We start from the raw sequence: 16,095 nt of genomic DNA, 5'->3' as shown, positions 1-16,095 counted from the left end.
CAAGCACCGCGCACGCGAGCACCCCGTCGGAAAACAGGACAAACCAAACCTCGCGGCAGCCATCACAAACAGCGGGGTTGCATAAACGCCAAGCTAAGCAGCACCGGTCTGTTTCAGCGGCCCGCCCGTCAGTGCGCGGTGTAGTCCGCGGCGAGCCTGTCGAGGAACGTCATGAGCTTGGCGTTCATCTCGGTGTAGTCGTTGGCGCGCAGCTGGTCGGGCTGCTGGACGAATGGCCGGTCGGTGAGCGTGGCCAGTTCCTTCTCGCTGTGCTCGATCAGGGCCTCGATGCAGTCGGGGGTGAACTCCATGTGGCACTGGAAGGCGTACACGTAGCGGCTGTAGGCGACGATCTGGCGGGGGCATCCGGCGCTGGTGGCCAGCACGGTCGCGTGGTCGGTGAGGCCCGGCATGTCGTTGTGCCAGTGGCCGGTGTGGAAGGAGTCCCCGAAGCCGGCGAGGAAGGGGTGCTCGCGGCCGGCGTCGGTGAGTGTGACGGGGAAGGATCCGATCTCCGTGTTCGGGCTGGGCGCCCAGGCGGCGCCGAGGGACTCACCGACGAGCTGGGCGCCGAGGCAGATGCCGATGACGGCCTTGTCCGCCTCGATACAGGAGGAGATGAGGGCCTTCTCCGCGGCGGCGTCGAAGTGCGGGCACTCCTCGACGGTGGTGCTGGGCTGCTGGGGGCCGCCCATCACGATCAGCAGGTCTATGTCCTGAACGGAGGCGGGCAGCGCGTCCCCCTCGTATACCCGCGAGAAGCTGAGGGAGTGGCGCCGGGATCTGGCCCAGTCCTCGAAGGCCCCCGGGGCCTCGAACGCCTCGTGGACGACGATGTGGGTACGCATGACTGTGCTGGCCTTTCGGTCTGTGTGTGTAATGGGAGCGGTGCGCTGCGGTAGCTCATGCCGCCGACGGCATGGCCGGGCCGGGTCAGGTGGGGTGGACGGGGAGGACGGCGGCGAGGTCGCCGGTGAACTCGCGGGCCTGCTGCGTGGTGAGTGTGGAGGTGGTTACCCGGATCTCCTGGCTGGTGCCGGCCTTGGCTGCGAAGAGGTGGCCGGGCTGGACTGCCCACCCTCGTCGTGCCAGTGCATCCGCGATGGGGCGGGCCTCCGTGCCCAGCGGCACCCAGACGTTCAGGCCGTCCGGCCGGTAGCCGGGCGGACGGCCGATGCCCCGCTCAGCCAGCTCGGCCAACAGCAACGCGCTGCGCTCGGCATAGGCGTCGCGCGCGCGGGCGGTCAGCTCGTGCACCTGCGGATCACTCACCAGCCGGTACACCGTGTGCTGCAGCAGTCGGCTCACCCACGTCGTCCCGGTGTTCAGCCGCGTCTGCAGGCGCTCGGCGCTCTCCTCGTCCGTCGCGACGAGCGCGAGCCGAAGATCCGGCCCGAGGAACTTCGACACCGAGCGCACCAGCGCCCACCGGAAGACCTCGGACGGCGTGATCCGGTGGTACGGCGCGTTGGAGACGGCCCAGAAGTGGTCGTCCTCGATGACCAGGACCTGGGGATGCGCCGCAAGGACCGACCGCAGTTCGGCGGCGCGCTCGCCGGTGACGCTCACACCGGTCGGGTTGTGGGCCCGGGGCGTGCACACCACCGCCCGTACCCCGCCCTCCAACGCCGCCCGCAGGGCCTCCGGCCGCATCCCTGCCTCGTCGACCGGGACCGCGACGGTGCGCAGGCCGTTCAGCCGCAGGGTACCGATACTGGCCAGGAAACACGGATCCTCCACCGCGACCGCGTCGCCCCGGGTGAGATATGCGGTCAGCAGCCGCTCCGTGGCATCGACCGCGCCGTGCGTGACCAGAATCCGGAAGCCGTCCGTGGCCACGTCCGGCGCGAACTGTTCGGCCGCGCAGCCGGCGAGGTCCGGATCGACCGACGGTGCGCCGTAGAACGCGGGCCGGTAGTCACCGCTCCGGAGCGCCTGCAGTGCATCGGGGATCAGTTCCGGATCGGGGTTGCCGCTGGCCAGATCGATCAGGCGGCCGCCGAACCACGCGCCTTCGCTGGCCAGCTGCGGCACCCCACTCACGACAGTCCCGCCGCGGCCGCGGGTCTCCGCCTCCCCGGCAGCCACCAGCTGGCGGTACGCCGAGGCCACCGTGTTCCGGTTCACCCCCAGCTCCTCGGCCAGCTTGCGCACCGGCGGGAGCAGGTCCTGCGGCGCCAGCTGACCCGACGCGATCAGGTCCCGCACACTGCTCGCGATCTCTGTCGCCGTCATCCCGCTGATTTGCACCGAGCGCCACCTCCTCCCACGACCATAACCTTTGGCATAGGCCATAAGAAGTATGTCCTATGCCAAAGAAGAACTCCCGACCGTGCCGGACCAGCGAGCCGCTCATCCGGGCGACCAGACCGCGGCTACGTCATGTCGGCTCTCAGGCGCCCTGGGAGGTGGGGAACACCTCGTCGACGGCACGGGGGGGTTGGCGTACCCACGACCTGATGCACACCCCACTCCCGGATCGGAGGTGGGGAGATCAACAGAGCACGTCTGTCCGTCTACTGAGCACCCGGTGGGATTTCCCCGGGTTCAGGGTGAGCCCAAAAGCCGCCACGAGATGATCTTGGAGTCCTGAAGGCGGCTGGTCAGGATGTGGTGGGCATCGCGCGGGCGAGCGGCGCCAGGTTTCCGTACAGGGCGGCGTGCAGGGCGGCTGCGAGTTCGCGGCCCCGGCCTTCGACTCCCTCGTCGCGAGCCCGTTCACGGTGGCTCGCCCCGGAAGTACCGCTCCACCGGCCGAGGCGTCTGCGCGCGATGACCCGACAGGAGGGAGGGCGGCCAGGTCGTGGCGTGTCGGTCTTGCGCGAGAACCATCGTTCCCGTACGGTTGTGCTTGCCGGTGAGAACGTACGTTCTCGCGCAGTGCACCCACGCCAACGGAGCTCACACCCCGCTGGCGGCGATACCGACAGACCCAGAGGAAGCGACATGAGTCACGAACCGCGCCCCCCGTTCCCGCCGTTCACCCGGGAGACCGCCATCCAGAAAGTCCGCCTGGCGGAAGACGGCTGGAACTCCCGCAACCCGGAAAAGGTCGCCCTCGCCTACACCCCGGACTCTTACTGGCGCAACCGCGCGGAGTTCGCCACCGGCTACGACGAGATCGTCGCCTTCCTCACCCGCAAGTGGAACCGGGAGCTGGACTACCGGCTCATCAAGGAACTGTGGGCCTTCGACGGCAACCGCATCGCCGTGCGCTTCGCCTACGAGTACCGCGACGATTCGGGCAACTGGTTCCGCGCCTACGGCAACGAGAACTGGGAGTTCGACGACAACGGCCTGATGCACCACCGCTACGCCTGCATCAACGAACTTCCCATCAAGGAGTCGGAGCGCAAGTTCCACTGGCCCCTCGGACGCCGCCCCGACGACCACCCCGGCCTGAGCGACCTCGGCCTCTGACCGGCCACCCCCGCGCCGTGGATCCCGGCCGGACGCTGGTCCACAGCGCAGCGGTTCGCGTGAGGCCGTGCCTGCGGCACCGTGTGAGAGCGTTCGTTTTCGAGAATGGGTGATCGTAGTGGAACTCGAATCGGCCGAGCAGCGGATCCTCGATGCTGCCGAGGAGCTGTTCTACGGCCGAGGCATCCAGTCGGTGGGGATGGATGCGATCCGCGCAGCCTCGGGTGTGCCCCTCAAGCGCCTGTACCAGATCTTCCCTTCAAAGGATGCCCTGGTCGAGGCGTACCTGAAGCGGCGGGACGCGAGGTGGCTCCATGATCTGGCTCGGTACGTGGATGCCCACGACTCACCTGCGCAGCGGATTCTGGCGGTCTTCGACTGGCTGTACCGCTGGTTCAGCGAGCCGGACTACCGCGGCTGCGGCTTCATCAACTCCTTCGGGGAACTGGGAGCGACGTCCCAGGCCGTGGCCGACATCGCGAAGGCGCACAAGGATGCCTTCCGGCGCTATCTCGCCGATCTCGTGGCCGCCGCGGACGCGCCCACGTGGCTGACCGACCAGTTGGTTCCCCTCGCCGAGGGCGCGATGACCACAGCGGCCATCTCCGGGTCTCCAGAGCCCGCCCGTCACGCCAAGGACGCCGCCCGCACCCTGCTGCGGGCCGCTCACGCAGACGTGGTCACCGCTGCCTGAGCACGCCGTCGCCTTCCCCGGGCCGGCACACCTCGCCGCTGCCGTCCTACCGGCGCAGCTCACCGTTGCGGCGAAGCCGTCAAGACGCCATGCGTGCCGCCAAATCCCGGCGGCACAGACAAGGAGTAAGACATGCCGTTCGTCACCACGCAAGATGGCACCGAGATCTTCTACAAGGACTGGGGCCCGCACGACGCCCAGCCCATCATGTTCCACCACGGTTGGCCGCTGTCCTCGGATGACTGGGACGCGCAGATGCTGTACTTCCTCACCAACGGCTACCGCGTGATCGCCAGCGACCGTCGCGGACACGGGCGTTCCTCCGACATCGGCTCCGGTCACGACATGGATCACTACGCCAGCGACGTCGACGCTGTCGTGCAGCACCTGGACCTGCGCAACGTTGTGCACATCGGACACTCCACCGGCGGCGGACAGGTCGCGCGGTACGTGGCGAAGTTCGGCCAGCCCCAGGGCCGCGTCGCGAAGGCGGTGCTCGTCGCGGCGGTACCCCCACTGATGGTGCAGACCGCCGAGCACCCCGACGGTGTTCCCGTCTCGGTCTTCGACGGCTTCCGCGACGCTCTGGCGGCCAACCGGGCAGAGTTCTTCCACGCGGTGGCCTCCGGCCCCTTCTACGGGTTCAACCGTGAAGGCGTCCCGCTTTCGCAGCAGGTCGTGGACAACTGGTGGCGCCAGGGGATGACGGGAAGCGCCCTTGCCCACTACGAGGGCATCAAGGCGTTCTCGGAAACCGACCAGACCGCAGACCTCAAGGCCATCACCGTGCCGGTGCTCGTCCTACAGGGCGACGACGACCAGGTCGTCCCGTACCGGGAAGCCGCCCTCAAGCAGGCAGAGCTCCTGCAGAACGCGACCTTGAAGATCTACGAGGGTCTGTCGCACGGAATGCTCACCGTCAACGCCGGCGACATCAACCCCGACATCCTCGCGTTCGTCCGGCAGCCCTGACCGCGCTTGAGCCGAGACGTCCACGATCATCACCCGCTCAGCGCCCGATGATCGTGAACGTCTCGGCTCGGCCGTCCCCCTCTGCAGACCGCGTGGAGGCCACGCGTTCGCGGGAGTCGGCATCCGGTGAACGGTCCCCTGCCGGGCGGCGCCCAACGACGCACGGGGCCCCGTCGGGCTCGCCCGCTTCCCACCCAGGGGGGCTCCGCGACCGAACCGCCCTCCGCACCTCTCACTGGTCCCTTGGACTCGCACCCTCGAAAGGAACGGCACTATGCACGCATCGCCCACCCTCACGAAGAACCTCCAGGCCGTCCTGGTGGACCTCATCGACCTGCACCTACAGGGAAAGCAGGCCCACTGGAACATCCTCGGGACCAACTTCCGCGACCTCCACCTGCAGCTCGACGAGATCGTCGACGCTGCTCGCGAGTTCGCCGACGACACCGCCGAGCGCATGCGCGCGCTCTACGCGGTCCCGGACGGGCGATCCTCCACGGTCGCCGCCACCAGCCGCCTCGACCGGTTCCCCGAGGGCGAGATTACGACCCGTGACGCCGTCGACCAGGTGGCCCTGCGCCTCCACCAGGCCACCGGAACCATTCGCGACGTCCACGATCAGGTCGACGAGGAAGACCCGACGACCGCCGACCTCCTCCACGGCTTCATCGGTCGCCTCGAGCAGCTCGCATGGATGGTCTCCGCCGAGAACCGCGCGCCGAGCACTTCCGCGCAGCCGAGCGCCGGCCATGTCGAAGCCGGAGCGATGTTGTAGACGAAGCGGACTTGTCGGCCCAGGGCGCCGGCCACCGTAAGCCCGCGCCCTCCGTGCCGACGGGGTCGGGCAAGTGCGGGAGGAGTCGAGCAGGCGGGCATCGTCGGGACGTCGCAGGACCGCCTCGTGCAGCCGGCCTCCCGCCCGCCCCGGCCCGCGACGAGCTGCGGAAGCGGCGGCGAACAGTGGACTTGGCCACCCCGAAGCACGGAGGCAGGCGCCGCCGCGCACACCCGCTGACCAGCACGTGAGCGGTCACCGCGAAGAGCGTTTCATCATGCGCGTTCAGCGCCGGCTGCGCATCGCCACCGTGTCGGCGGATGCGCCCCGGGCGGGACTTGCGCTCGATCGAGCGGGCAGTGGGCAGTCGGTGACAGACAGAGCCCTCCCGGCTCTGCTCGCGGCGGTAGTCGGAGGGCGACCTGGTCCGCACGGGGAATGCACCTTGCGGGGCGGCGCACTGTACGGTGTGAGAACGGTCGTTTTCTCAGATGAGGAGATCAACGTGGAACTCGAGGCGACTGAGCAGCGGATACTTGACGCTGCCGAGGAACTGTTCTACGGCCGAGGCATTCAGTCGGTGGGAATGGATGCGATCCGCACCGCCTCCGGCGTGCCCCTCAAGCGCCTGTACCAGACCTTCCCTTCCAAGGACACCCTGGTCGAGGCGTACCTGAGGCGGCGGGACGCAAGGTGGCTCCGCGATCTTGCCCAGCACGTGGATACCTACGACTCACCCGAGCATCGGATTCTGGCGGTCTTCGACTGGCTGTTCCTCTGGTTCAGCGAGCAGGGGTTCCGCGGCTGCGGCTTCATCAACTCCTTCGGGGAGCTGGGGGCGACGTCCCAGACCGTGGCCGACATCGCAAAGGCCCACAAGGATGCCTTCCGGCGATATCTTGCCGACCTCGTGGCCGCCGCGGACGCGCCCGCGTGGCTGACCGACCAGCTCGTCCTCCTCGCCGAGGGCGCGATGACCACAGCGGCCATCTCCGGGTCTCCAGAGCCCGCCCGTCACGCCAAGGACGCCGCCCGCACCCTGCTGCGGGCCGCTCACGCAGACGTGGTCACCGCTGCCTGAGCACGCCGTTGCCTTCACTCACAGCCCCGCTTTCCGTTCCCTGCGGGGTGCCGCCCAGTGGGCAGGGCGCACGCGAGGCTGGTCCTCGGTGGGGGCTCCTGGCCCTGCCCGCGCCGGTCGTCCACCGAGCAGGACCCGCAGCTGCCGGCCGGCGCGGATGACCATGCGACTGCGGGTCGCGGCCGGACGCCGGATACGCGACGCCGGGTTCCAGCGTCGTCCGGGCCGCCGGGATCTGCACCTGTCCTGGCCGACCGCACGCATGCCTTGCGCGACCAGGCCCGTGGGGTCGTCGACGCATCTTTGCCCGAGGTCGACGTGCTGGGCATCGGTGAGACCCGCCGGGGCAAGCCGCGCTGGGAAGAAGACCTCGACACCGGCAGACGGGCGGAGCACGCGATCGGTGGCACACCGGCTTCATCGACGCCCTCGGGGCGGGCGGGCTGCTGGGCCAGGTCGATGACCGCAGCGTCGCCGAGGTGCTGGCTCGCCACCACCTCGCTGGCCTGGAGAAAGAGCATCACACACGTCGCCATCGACGTGTCCGCCACCTACCGCGCCGCGATCCGCACCGGCCTGCCGCACACCAGGGTCGTGATCGACCGCTTCCACGTGGTGCGGCATGCTCTCGGCGGCCCGGCGCCGCACCACTGCCGAGGTCCGCGGCCGACGCGGACCAGCCACCGCTCGGGAGTGGTCGGCCCGCCGGCGCCTGCTGCGCAGCCGTGAGGACCTCACCGACGAGCAGTTCGCGACGATGTGGAACGCGCTCGGCGAGGGGCAATCGGGCAGACCCTGCTGAGGACATGGCTCGCCAAGGAGAACCTGCGCAGCCTCCTCGCTCTGGCCGGAACTGGCGCCGACCGGAACCAAGTCGGCCAACCCCGCTGGAAGTTCCTCACATGGTGCGCGGATTCCGACATCCCCGCGATGCGGCAGCTTGCCGTCACCGTCGACCGCTGATGGCCCGAGACCGCCGCATTCATCGGCACCGGACAGCAACGCCAGGAGCGAAGGCGTCAACCGTGTGATCAAGCTTGTCGCCCGCGCGGCGTTCGGCTTTCGCAATGCCGGCAAACATCGGCTTGGGACACGCTGCGTCACCGCTCGCTGGGCCCGCGGACACCTCCGCACCGTTCACCTCTGAAGAGCCGGTATGGGACCCCTCGTAGTAGTCGCCGATCGTGCCCGTCCAGGCAACCAGGGCCGAGGCCCGGGCTTGTTCAGTGAAGGCCCAGGACGACAGCTGGGCTGGACATCGTGGACGGATCGGAATCACGCAATCGAATGGAGCAGCTTGCGCGAGAACCAACGTTCTACTATCGTGAAGGACATGGAGAACGTTCGTTCTCCGCCTGGTCGGTCGACTGCCGCGATGCGGTTGCCGTCGAGGGCGCCCACCTCCTTGCGTGGGCCCGAGTACAACCGAAGGAAGCGACATGAGTCACGAACCGCGCCCCCCGTTCCCGCCGTTCACCCGGGAGACCGCCATCCAGAAAGTCCGCCTGGCGGAAGACGGCTGGAACTCCCGCAGCCCGGAAAAGGTCGCCCTCGCCTACACCCCGGACTCCTACTGGCGCAACCGCGCGGAGTTCGCCACCGGCTACGACGAGATCGTCGCCTTCCTCACCCGCAAGTGGAACCGGGAGCTGGACTACCGGCTCATCAAGGAACTGTGGGCCTTCGACGGCAACCGCATCGCCGTGCGCTTCGCCTACGAATATCGCGACGACTCGGGCAACTGGTTCCGCGCCTACGGCAACGAGAACTGGGAGTTCGACGACAACGGCCTGATGCACCACCGCTACGCCTGCATCAACGAACTCCCCATCAAGGAATCCGAGCGCAAGTTCCACTGGCCCCTCGGACGCCGCCCCGACGACCACCCCGGCCTGAGCGACCTCGGCCTCTGACCGGCCACCCCCGCGCCGTGGATCCCGGCCGGCCACCCGGTTGAGAGCTTGCCGGGTGGCCGTCGATCGGAGAGCGGACGCGGCGTGGTGCAGCCCTTGCCTGCCACCGAAACCTCCGGCGCCACCGGGTCCGGGCCCTGCCCGTCCGCCCCCGGCCGGGCAGGGCCGATCGATACGAAGGAACCCGCGTGTCCTGCACGACTCCCGCCCACGTGTCCGAGCCCGAAGCGTCGGTCGGTTCGGCACAGCACCGCGGCCTGCTGGCCCTTCTGACCGCCGCCGCGTTTCTGATTTTCGCGCAGGCGTTCATGATCGCGCCGATCCTGCCGCAGCTCGCCCGGGCCTTCCACACCACGCCCGAGACCGTCGGCCTGGCCGTCCCCGCGTACCTGGTGCCCTACGGGGCGATGACCCTGGTGTGGGGGCCTGTCCGACCGCATCGGCCGCCGCGCGATCATCCTCACCTCATTGGCCGCCTTCGCCGTCCTGACCGCGGCCACCGCCCTCGCCGACAGCACCGCAGCGTTCCTCGGCCTGCGGCTGGCCACCGCGCTCGGCGCCAGCGGCGTGGTGCCCATCTCTCTGGCCCTGATCGGGGACGTCTTTCCCTACGCCCGGCGCGGGAAGGCGCTGGGCTGGCTGTTCGGCGGCATGGCCGGCGGCACCGCGGTCGGCTCCAGCGCCGGCGCCCTGGCCGAGCCCGCCATCGGCTGGCCCGGCCTGTTCCTGGCCGCCGCCGTCGGCGGCGCCCTCCTGCTGGCCGTGGCCTTGGCCGCCCGCGTCCTGCCCAGCACGCCTCGACCCGACACGTTCCCGCCGCTGGCCGCGGTCGCCGTCGGCTACCGGCGCCTGCTGCACACCGCTCGCGGCCGGCGCACCTACGCCTACGTGCTGCTCAACGCGATGCTGCACTCCGGCATCTACACCTGGCTCGGGCTGTATCTGGTCCAGCGGTTCGCGCTCGGCCCGATCGGCATCGGGCTCGCGCTGCTCGGTTACGGCATCCCCGGCTTTCTGCTCGGCCCAGTCATCGGCCACCTGGCCGACCGCTACGGCCGCGCCCGCATCATCCCCACCGGCGTGGCCCTGGCCGCCGCATGCGCGCTGCTGCTGGCCACCGACTCACCCCTCCCCGCCGTTGTGGTGATCATCACCGCGCTGTCGCTCGGCTACGACATGACCCAGCCACCCCTGGGCGGCATTGTCACCGACCTGCCCGGCCCCCGCGGCCAGGCCATGGGCCTGAACGTCTTCGCCCTCTTCACCGGCTTTGGCCTGGGCAGCCTCGCCTTCCAGGCCCTGCTCACGGCCGGATTCACCGTCGCGCTCACTGCCTTCGGCGCCACTGCATTGCTCGCCGCCGCCCTCGCCGTCCCCCTCTTCCGCGCCGAACGGGCGCGCTGACCGCGTGCGGACGCGACCGTGGCGACTGTGCTCGCCGCCGTCGGCAGCTACGCCATCGCCCGCGCTCACGGCCGTGTCGACGATGGCGCCCTGCCCCTGAACGTCCTGACGAACCACTTCAACCTCGCCAAGGTCGACAACGACTGGCCCGTGGTCACGCCGCGCTCCGCGGTCCGACCCGCACCCGCCCCGCCGGCCCGGCCCCACCCCCCGACCGGGGCCAGGCCGGCGGCCCCCTCGCCCGCCGGTCGGCGGCACCCCCGACCGCCCGTGGAAGGAAGAACGATGACAGACCCGGCGCGTAGCACCCCGGTGGGCTTCCACGAGGGCGAGCTGGCCGTGCAGCGTCAGGCAGGCGTAGCCAGGGACGCGGCACGGCTCTCCGGCATGCTGGCCCCCGCCCAGCTGCGCGGCGGCTTGGCCCGATTCCTGGCCGAGCGGACCTTCGCCGCGATCACCGCCCGCGCTATGGACGGCACGCTGTGGGTCTCCCCGCTCACCGGCCCGCCCGGGTTCCTCCAGGTCGCCTCGTCGGCAGCCCTCGCCGTGCGGGCACTGCCCGCCGAAGGCGACCCACTGCATCATCTCCCGGCGGCCCAGCAGGTCGGGCTGATCGTGGTCGAGTACGCCACCCGCAGACGCCTGCGGATCAACGGCACCCTCTCAGCCACCGGGAGCGACGGCCTGCGCATCGACGTGGAGCAGGCATACGGCAACTGCCCCCAGTACATCCAGAGCCGGCAACTCCACGCCACGCCCGCCGGTATCCCTCGCGGGGAGCCGGTCCGCAGCGCCGACACCCTCGCCGCCAGCGACATCGGCCTGATCCGCCGGTCCGACACCTTCCTGATCGGCACCACCCACCCCGCCCGCGGCAACGACGCCTCACACCGCGGCGGTCCTCCCGGATTCGTCCGCGTCGAGGACGGACAACTGTGGTGGCCCGACTATCGGGGCAACAACATGTTCAACACCCTCGGCAATCTCGAGACCGACCCCACCGCCGCCCTGCTCTTCTGCGACTTCACCACCGGCCACACCCTGCACCTGTCCGGTCGGGCCGCCCTGGAATGGACCCGCACGGGCATCCCCGGCGACGACGACCGCACCGGCCGCCGCGTCCACTTCACCCCCCGCCATCTCGTGGCCGGCCGCCTGCTGCCGCTCCAGGCCGACACAGTTACCGCAGCCCCCGACAACCCGCCGCTGACCGACCAGCCCACCGCACAATGAAGGACCGCCCCGCCATGACCGACAGCCGCCCGCTCTTCCCTCCGTTCGACATCGACAGCGCCCTCGCCCAGGTCCAAGCCGCCGAAGACGCCTGGAACACCCGCGACCCGCGTCAGGTCGCCCTCGCCTGCACCGAGGACTCCGCCTGGCGTAGCCGCGATGCCCTCGTCACCGGCCGCGAAGAGATCACCGAGTTCCTCTCCAACAAGTGGGAACACGAACTCGACTACGTTCTGCGCAAGAGCCTGTGGGGCTTCCGTGGCAACCGGATGGCCGTCCGCTTCCAGTACGAGTGGCACAACGCCGAAGGCCAGTGGTTCCGCTCCTACGGCAACGAACTGTGGGAGTTCGCCGACAACGGTCTGCTGCGCCGCCGCGAGGCCAGCATCAACGACCTGCCCATCAGCGAGGAAGACCGCCGCTACTTCGGCCCCCGCCCCGACAGCGAGCGCGGCCCCGGGCACGACCTTCCCCTCGCCTGAAACCACCGCACGTCCCAAGACGCCGGTGAGCCTGGCACACCGAAGCGGGTCCTCCTGGGCGGCTTCCCGTCCTCGTCGCACCAGTGACCAGGGACCAGTCCACCTCACCCCGCTTCGCGGCCTCAGTGATCAGCCCCTCCAGCTGGCTTCGAGGACGTCGGCGTCTCTCCATTGCCGGAATCGGTTGTGGACGGTCGGCCAGGCACCGAGCTCGCCCGGCATCTCCCGCCACTGCCGCCGTCCTTCACCGCCAGAGCAACCCCTCGAACTGCCGCGGTGACCGCTTGAGGTACAGGGGCGAACCTGCCGATCTGCAGGCAGCGCTCGATGAGCTCCCATTCCAGGTCCGTATGGCGGCGACGGGAAGCCTGCCATGGTGCAGCTTGTGCCACAACGTACCTACCTCGGCGACGAGTTCGGCGATCCCATCGGCCAGGCCAACAGGGACACCCCGCCTGCCCAGGCGGTCCGCGAGCACGCCACCGACGACCGCGCCACGGTGTCGGCGGCGCCGTAGACCGCTGTGACGAAACCGGCGAAAGATGCCGAGCCGCCCCGTTCCAGCGTCAGATAGTGCGACAGGAGGACCACTACGAAGCCGCCGAGTCGGTTTGACGAGCATGGTGGTCCACAGCTACCAGAACGCAGGGCAGCGCCGTCCTCGCATCGGCCACCCCGCGCGCCATGCTCTAGGCGCCGGTGATCACGGTGTGACGGACTCGGAGTGCCCCCGGCCAGCCGACGCGGTGGCCCACGCGACTGCGATGGGTCCGGACCCGGAGGGAGGCGTAGCTTGGATATGGACCCCGGCAAGGAAGGCGTGCCATGACCGGGCCCAGCGAATTCTCAGACCGAGATCGGCACAGCGCAGCGGAACTGCTGGTCCGCTGCCTGGAGAACGAAGGTGTCCGCGTCATCTTCGGCCTTCCCGGCGAGGAGAACCTTCACCTGACCTTCGCCCTGGCACGCTCCGGCATCCGATACATCCTGACCCGCCACGAACAGGCCGCCTCGTTCATGGCCGAGATGTACGGCCGGGTCACCGGTACGGCAGGGGTCGTCTCGGCAACGCTCGGCCCGGGAGCCATCAACCTTCAGCTCGGTGTCGCCGACGCCATGACCAACAGCACCCCCTTGGTTGCCCTGTCAGCACAGGTCGGCCACAACCGCAACTACAAGGAAACCCACCAGTTCGTTGACCTGGTCAACATGTTCGCGCCCATCACCAAGTGGTCGGCCAGCGTCCCCAGCGCCGGGGCGATCCCCGAAATGCTGCGCCGCGCGTTTAAGACCGCCGAAACCGAGCGGCCCGGCGCGGTGTACCTGGCGGTACCCGAGGACGTCGACGCCGCGCCCGCCGCCGCCGAGCTGCAACCGCTGCCTCGCTACGTGGTGCGCGCCGAGGCACCGTCGCCGGGCCAGATCGCCCGCGCCGCAGCACTCCTGCACAACGCTCGCCACCCCATCGTGCTGGCCGGCCACGGCGCCGCCCGCAACGCCGCGGCCACATCGCTCACCGCTTTCGCCGGCTCCCTCGGACTGCCGGTGGCAACCACCTTCCATGGCAAGGGAGTCATTGCTGACGACCTCATCAACTCCATGGGCTCGATCGGCTTCATGCGCCGCGACTACACCAACTTCGGTTTCGACGCGGCCGACCTGATCATCGCCGTCGGCTATGAACTGCAGGAGTTCGACCCCGCCCGGATCAACCCCCAACGCGACAAGAAAATCATCCACGTTCACCGCATCCCCGCTGAGGTCGACGCGCACTACTCGATCGACCTTGGCATCATCGGCGACATCTCGCAGTCCCTGGACGCGCTGTCGGCCGCCGTCGCCGACCGCTTCCGCGGGCCGGCCCCGGCCAGGTGCCGCGAAATGGTGCAAGCCGAGCTGGATCGCGGACGTGCCGACGGCCGGTACCCGCTCGCACCGCAGCGCATCGTTGCCGACACCCGTGCCGCTCTGGGGCGCGACGATGTCGTACTCGTCGACACCGGCGCCCTGAAGATGTGGATGGCGCGGCTGTACCCCACGTACGCGCCCAACACCTGCCTGATCTCCAACGGCCTGTCCGCAATGGGTTTCGCACTGCCCGGAGCGCTCGCCGTGGCTCTGGCCGAACCGGACGTCAAGGTGCTGGCCGCGGTCGGCGACGGTTCGTTCCTCATGCACTCCCAGGAGATCGAAACTGCCGTCCGCGAAGCCATCCCGCTTACCGTGCTGATCTGGGAGGACAACGGCTACGGGCTCATCGAGTGGAAGATGGACCTGACGCTGGGCGAACACGACGCCACCGCCTTCGGCAATCCCGACATCGTCCGCTACGCGGAGAGCTTCGGAGCCACGGGATACCGGATTGCCGACGCGGAGGAACTGCTGCCCACGCTGCGAACAGCCCTGGACGACCCCGGAGTCTCCATCATCGCCTGCCCCGTCGACTACAGCGAAAATCTCAGGCTCACCGCCCGCCTCGGCCAACTGGACGCCGCACTCTGACGTCGTTCTGACTGATCCCATGGCCCAAGTGAGCGCAAGGCCCCGCCGCCTCACCGCGACCCCATGTCGTGCTGGGGGGCGTGGGAAGCGGCGGGGGAGCCCTGTCATGGTGGCCCTGGTCGCCCGAAGCGAATCGGCGTGCCGACCCAGGCGCCCTATCGGCAGCGGCCGCCGGCACGGCGGACGGCTGGGGTCAGAAGGGCTTGGTGGGCAGGTACTTGCCGTCCAGGGTGATCACCGCGCGCTCGCCGCCCTCGGGGTCGGCGACCTTCTTGACGTCGAGCTTGAAGTTAATCGCGCTGATGATGCCGTCGCCGAACTGCTCGTGGACCAGGGCCTTGAGCGTGGTGCCGTAGATCTGGACGATCTCGTAGAAGCGGTAGATCGTCGGGTCGGTCGGGACGCCGCCGGGAATGGATCCCCGGGTCGGGATGGCCTGAAGCAGTACGGCCGCGTCCTCATCCAGTTCCAGCAGTTCGGCGACCGCCCTGGCGGCGGCCTCCGGCAGGGGATGCTGACCCAGAAGCGCGGCGGTGGTGAAGGCGACCGACAGGCCGCTGGCGTCGGCGATCTCCTGCCAGGTCAGGTCCTTGCGCGTCTTGGCCTCGACAACCACAGCGGCCAGGGCCCGCCGGGCGGCAGGGTCGAACTGAGCGTGCACCATGAGGGTGCTCCTTTCCAACATGCCGGCCCGCACTACAGCGAGCTCAGCGGAGTCATACGGTCAGGGGATCAGGCCGCCGGACGGCGGCCTGGACGAAAGGGCCAGGGCAGCTCAGGCCGCTCTACCTTCGTGACCGGGTTGGTCCTCCCATTCGTAGGGTGAGGGCGCCCAGGGGTGTCGGGTGTGGCTATCAGGCCGCTGCCGCTTCGTGGCTTCGCTCGCTTCGCCGCCCGACACCCCACGACGACTCGGCCGCCGATTAGGAAGTGCGAACCTGTCGCTGAGTAGAGCAATGCCGGCGAGGTCGTCCGTGGTACGAACAGCACGAACACGAACGTCAGGAGCACGATGAGCCGGATATGGGCGGGCATCGACAGCGGCAAGGGCCACCATCACGGCCTGGCCTTGAACGCTGACGGCAAGACCCTGCTGTCGCGCCGGGTGCCTAACGACGAGCCGGAGCTGCTGAAGCTGATCGGCGACGTCCTGGACCTGGCCAACGGTGAGGAGGTCACCTGGGCCATCGACATGACTGGCGGAGAGCCCGCGCTGCTGCTGGCCCTGCTGATCAACCACGGCCAGGAGGTCCTCTACATCCCCGGCCGGCTGGTGAACCGGGCATCGGATGCCTACCGCGGCGAAGGCAAGACCGACGCCCGCGATGCCTACGTGATCGCCGACCAGGCCAGGATGCGCCGCGACCTGCGCCCCATCCGTCCCGGCGACGAAGCCGCAATCGAACTGCGGCTGCTCACCGGGCGTCGGGCCGACCTGGTCGAGGACCGAACCCGCGCCGTGAACCGCCTGCGCGGCACCCTGCTGTCCATGTTCCCGGCCCTGGAACGGGCACTGGAGGTCACTACTGAGGTTTTCAGGGTGGAGTCGGTGGTACGAGGGTCAGACCGGTGGCGGTGAGGCAGCCGTTGATCAGGTGGGGCCGGAGCTGGATCCTGCG

Annotated in this window: 16 protein-coding genes and 1 pseudogene; 14 read left to right on the top strand and 3 right to left on the bottom strand. The window is 69.3% G+C overall.

Annotated elements, in window-relative coordinates:
• Positions 1–128 precede the first annotated feature (128 nt).
• Both ACIRJP_RS39845 and ACIRJP_RS39840 read right to left on the bottom strand, forming a co-directional pair.
• Positions 129–848, bottom strand: a complete 720-nt coding sequence (locus tag ACIRJP_RS39845; protein ID WP_404185713.1) for a hypothetical protein — start codon at positions 846–848, stop codon at positions 129–131.
• An 85-nt stretch (positions 849–933) separates the two neighbouring features.
• Complete coding sequence (locus ACIRJP_RS39840; RefSeq protein WP_404185710.1) at positions 934–2,235, bottom strand: aminotransferase class I/II-fold pyridoxal phosphate-dependent enzyme; 1,302 nt, start codon at positions 2,233–2,235, stop codon at positions 934–936.
• A gap of 711 nt (positions 2,236–2,946) precedes the next feature.
• Between ACIRJP_RS39840 and ACIRJP_RS39835 the strand changes: the two genes are divergently transcribed.
• From ACIRJP_RS39835 to ACIRJP_RS39775, 13 genes are all read left to right on the top strand, one after another.
• Positions 2,947–3,420 (top strand): DUF1348 family protein, encoded by a 474-nt coding sequence (locus ACIRJP_RS39835; protein WP_404185707.1) that lies wholly within the window; start codon positions 2,947–2,949, stop codon positions 3,418–3,420.
• A 118-nt stretch (positions 3,421–3,538) separates the two neighbouring features.
• Positions 3,539–4,114 (top strand): TetR/AcrR family transcriptional regulator, encoded by a 576-nt coding sequence (locus tag ACIRJP_RS39830; protein ID WP_404185704.1) that lies wholly within the window; start codon positions 3,539–3,541, stop codon positions 4,112–4,114.
• 132 nt (positions 4,115–4,246) lie between these two features.
• Positions 4,247–5,086 carry an alpha/beta fold hydrolase gene (locus ACIRJP_RS39825; protein WP_404185701.1) on the top strand — a complete coding sequence of 280 codons (840 nt, stop codon included), beginning with the start codon at positions 4,247–4,249 and terminating at the stop codon, positions 5,084–5,086.
• 274 nt (positions 5,087–5,360) lie between these two features.
• Positions 5,361–5,861: a Dps family protein gene (locus ACIRJP_RS39820; protein ID WP_404185698.1), complete on the top strand. Its 501-nt coding sequence runs from the start codon at positions 5,361–5,363 to the stop codon at positions 5,859–5,861.
• 505 nt (positions 5,862–6,366) lie between these two features.
• Entirely contained in the window at positions 6,367–6,942 is a 576-nt protein-coding gene (locus ACIRJP_RS39815) for a TetR/AcrR family transcriptional regulator (RefSeq protein ID WP_404185695.1), read from the top strand.
• A gap of 303 nt (positions 6,943–7,245) precedes the next feature.
• A complete protein-coding gene (locus ACIRJP_RS39810) occupies positions 7,246–7,671 on the top strand; it encodes a transposase (protein WP_404185692.1) in 426 nt (141 codons plus the stop codon).
• 211 nt (positions 7,672–7,882) lie between these two features.
• Entirely contained in the window at positions 7,883–8,089 is a 207-nt protein-coding gene (locus tag ACIRJP_RS39805; RefSeq protein WP_404185689.1) for a transposase, read from the top strand.
• 292 nt (positions 8,090–8,381) lie between these two features.
• A complete protein-coding gene (locus ACIRJP_RS39800; RefSeq protein WP_404185686.1) occupies positions 8,382–8,855 on the top strand; it encodes a DUF1348 family protein in 474 nt (157 codons plus the stop codon).
• Between the two features lie 426 nt (positions 8,856–9,281).
• Entirely contained in the window at positions 9,282–10,259 is a 978-nt protein-coding gene (locus ACIRJP_RS39795; RefSeq protein WP_404185716.1) for an MFS transporter, read from the top strand.
• Positions 10,260–10,277: 18 nt separating this feature from the next.
• Positions 10,278–11,492, top strand: coding sequence for a pyridoxamine 5'-phosphate oxidase family protein (locus tag ACIRJP_RS39790; protein WP_404185683.1), 1,215 nt, complete (start codon positions 10,278–10,280; stop codon positions 11,490–11,492).
• Between the two features lie 14 nt (positions 11,493–11,506).
• Positions 11,507–11,974, top strand: coding sequence for a DUF1348 family protein (locus tag ACIRJP_RS39785; protein ID WP_404185680.1), 468 nt, complete (start codon positions 11,507–11,509; stop codon positions 11,972–11,974).
• Between the two features lie 373 nt (positions 11,975–12,347).
• On the top strand, positions 12,348–12,491 hold the full coding sequence (locus ACIRJP_RS39780; RefSeq protein WP_404185677.1) for a hypothetical protein: 144 nt from the start codon (positions 12,348–12,350) through the stop codon (positions 12,489–12,491).
• A 308-nt stretch (positions 12,492–12,799) separates the two neighbouring features.
• Complete coding sequence (locus ACIRJP_RS39775) at positions 12,800–14,476, top strand: acetolactate synthase large subunit (RefSeq protein WP_404185674.1); 1,677 nt, start codon at positions 12,800–12,802, stop codon at positions 14,474–14,476.
• 193 nt (positions 14,477–14,669) lie between these two features.
• Here ACIRJP_RS39775 and cynS read toward each other — a convergent pair whose 3' ends face one another.
• Complete coding sequence (cynS, locus tag ACIRJP_RS39770) at positions 14,670–15,140, bottom strand: cyanase (protein WP_404185671.1); 471 nt, start codon at positions 15,138–15,140, stop codon at positions 14,670–14,672.
• 348 nt (positions 15,141–15,488) lie between these two features.
• Here cynS and ACIRJP_RS39765 point away from each other — a divergent pair.
• A pseudogene (locus ACIRJP_RS39765) lies at positions 15,489–16,001 on the top strand (IS110 family transposase); the annotation flags it as partial.
• Positions 16,002–16,095 lie beyond the last annotated feature (94 nt).

Source organism: Streptomyces sp. NPDC102437 (assembly GCF_044765565.1).
Lineage (GTDB): Bacteria > Actinomycetota > Actinomycetes > Streptomycetales > Streptomycetaceae > Streptomyces.
The sequence above is the reverse complement of the archived record's forward strand: the minus strand, read 5'-3'. Positions and strand labels throughout refer to the sequence as shown.

Bases quoted from the DNA above. Each gene is read 5' to 3' on its own strand.
- ACIRJP_RS39845 (WP_404185713.1), bottom strand. From the start codon at position 848: ATGCGTACCCACATCGTCGTCCACGAGGCGTTCGAGGCCCCGGGGGCC.
- ACIRJP_RS39840 (WP_404185710.1), bottom strand. From the start codon at position 2,235: ATGACGGCGACAGAGATCGCGAGCAGTGTGCGGGACCTGATCGCGTCG.
- ACIRJP_RS39835 (WP_404185707.1), top strand. From the start codon at position 2,947: ATGAGTCACGAACCGCGCCCCCCGTTCCCGCCGTTCACCCGGGAGACC.
- ACIRJP_RS39825 (WP_404185701.1), top strand. From the start codon at position 4,247: ATGCCGTTCGTCACCACGCAAGATGGCACCGAGATCTTCTACAAGGAC.
- ACIRJP_RS39820 (WP_404185698.1), top strand. From the start codon at position 5,361: ATGCACGCATCGCCCACCCTCACGAAGAACCTCCAGGCCGTCCTGGTG.
- ACIRJP_RS39800 (WP_404185686.1), top strand. From the start codon at position 8,382: ATGAGTCACGAACCGCGCCCCCCGTTCCCGCCGTTCACCCGGGAGACC.
- ACIRJP_RS39785 (WP_404185680.1), top strand. From the start codon at position 11,507: ATGACCGACAGCCGCCCGCTCTTCCCTCCGTTCGACATCGACAGCGCC.
- ACIRJP_RS39780 (WP_404185677.1), top strand. From the start codon at position 12,348: ATGGTGCAGCTTGTGCCACAACGTACCTACCTCGGCGACGAGTTCGGC.
- ACIRJP_RS39775 (WP_404185674.1), top strand. From the start codon at position 12,800: ATGACCGGGCCCAGCGAATTCTCAGACCGAGATCGGCACAGCGCAGCG.
- cynS (WP_404185671.1), bottom strand. From the start codon at position 15,140: ATGGTGCACGCTCAGTTCGACCCTGCCGCCCGGCGGGCCCTGGCCGCT.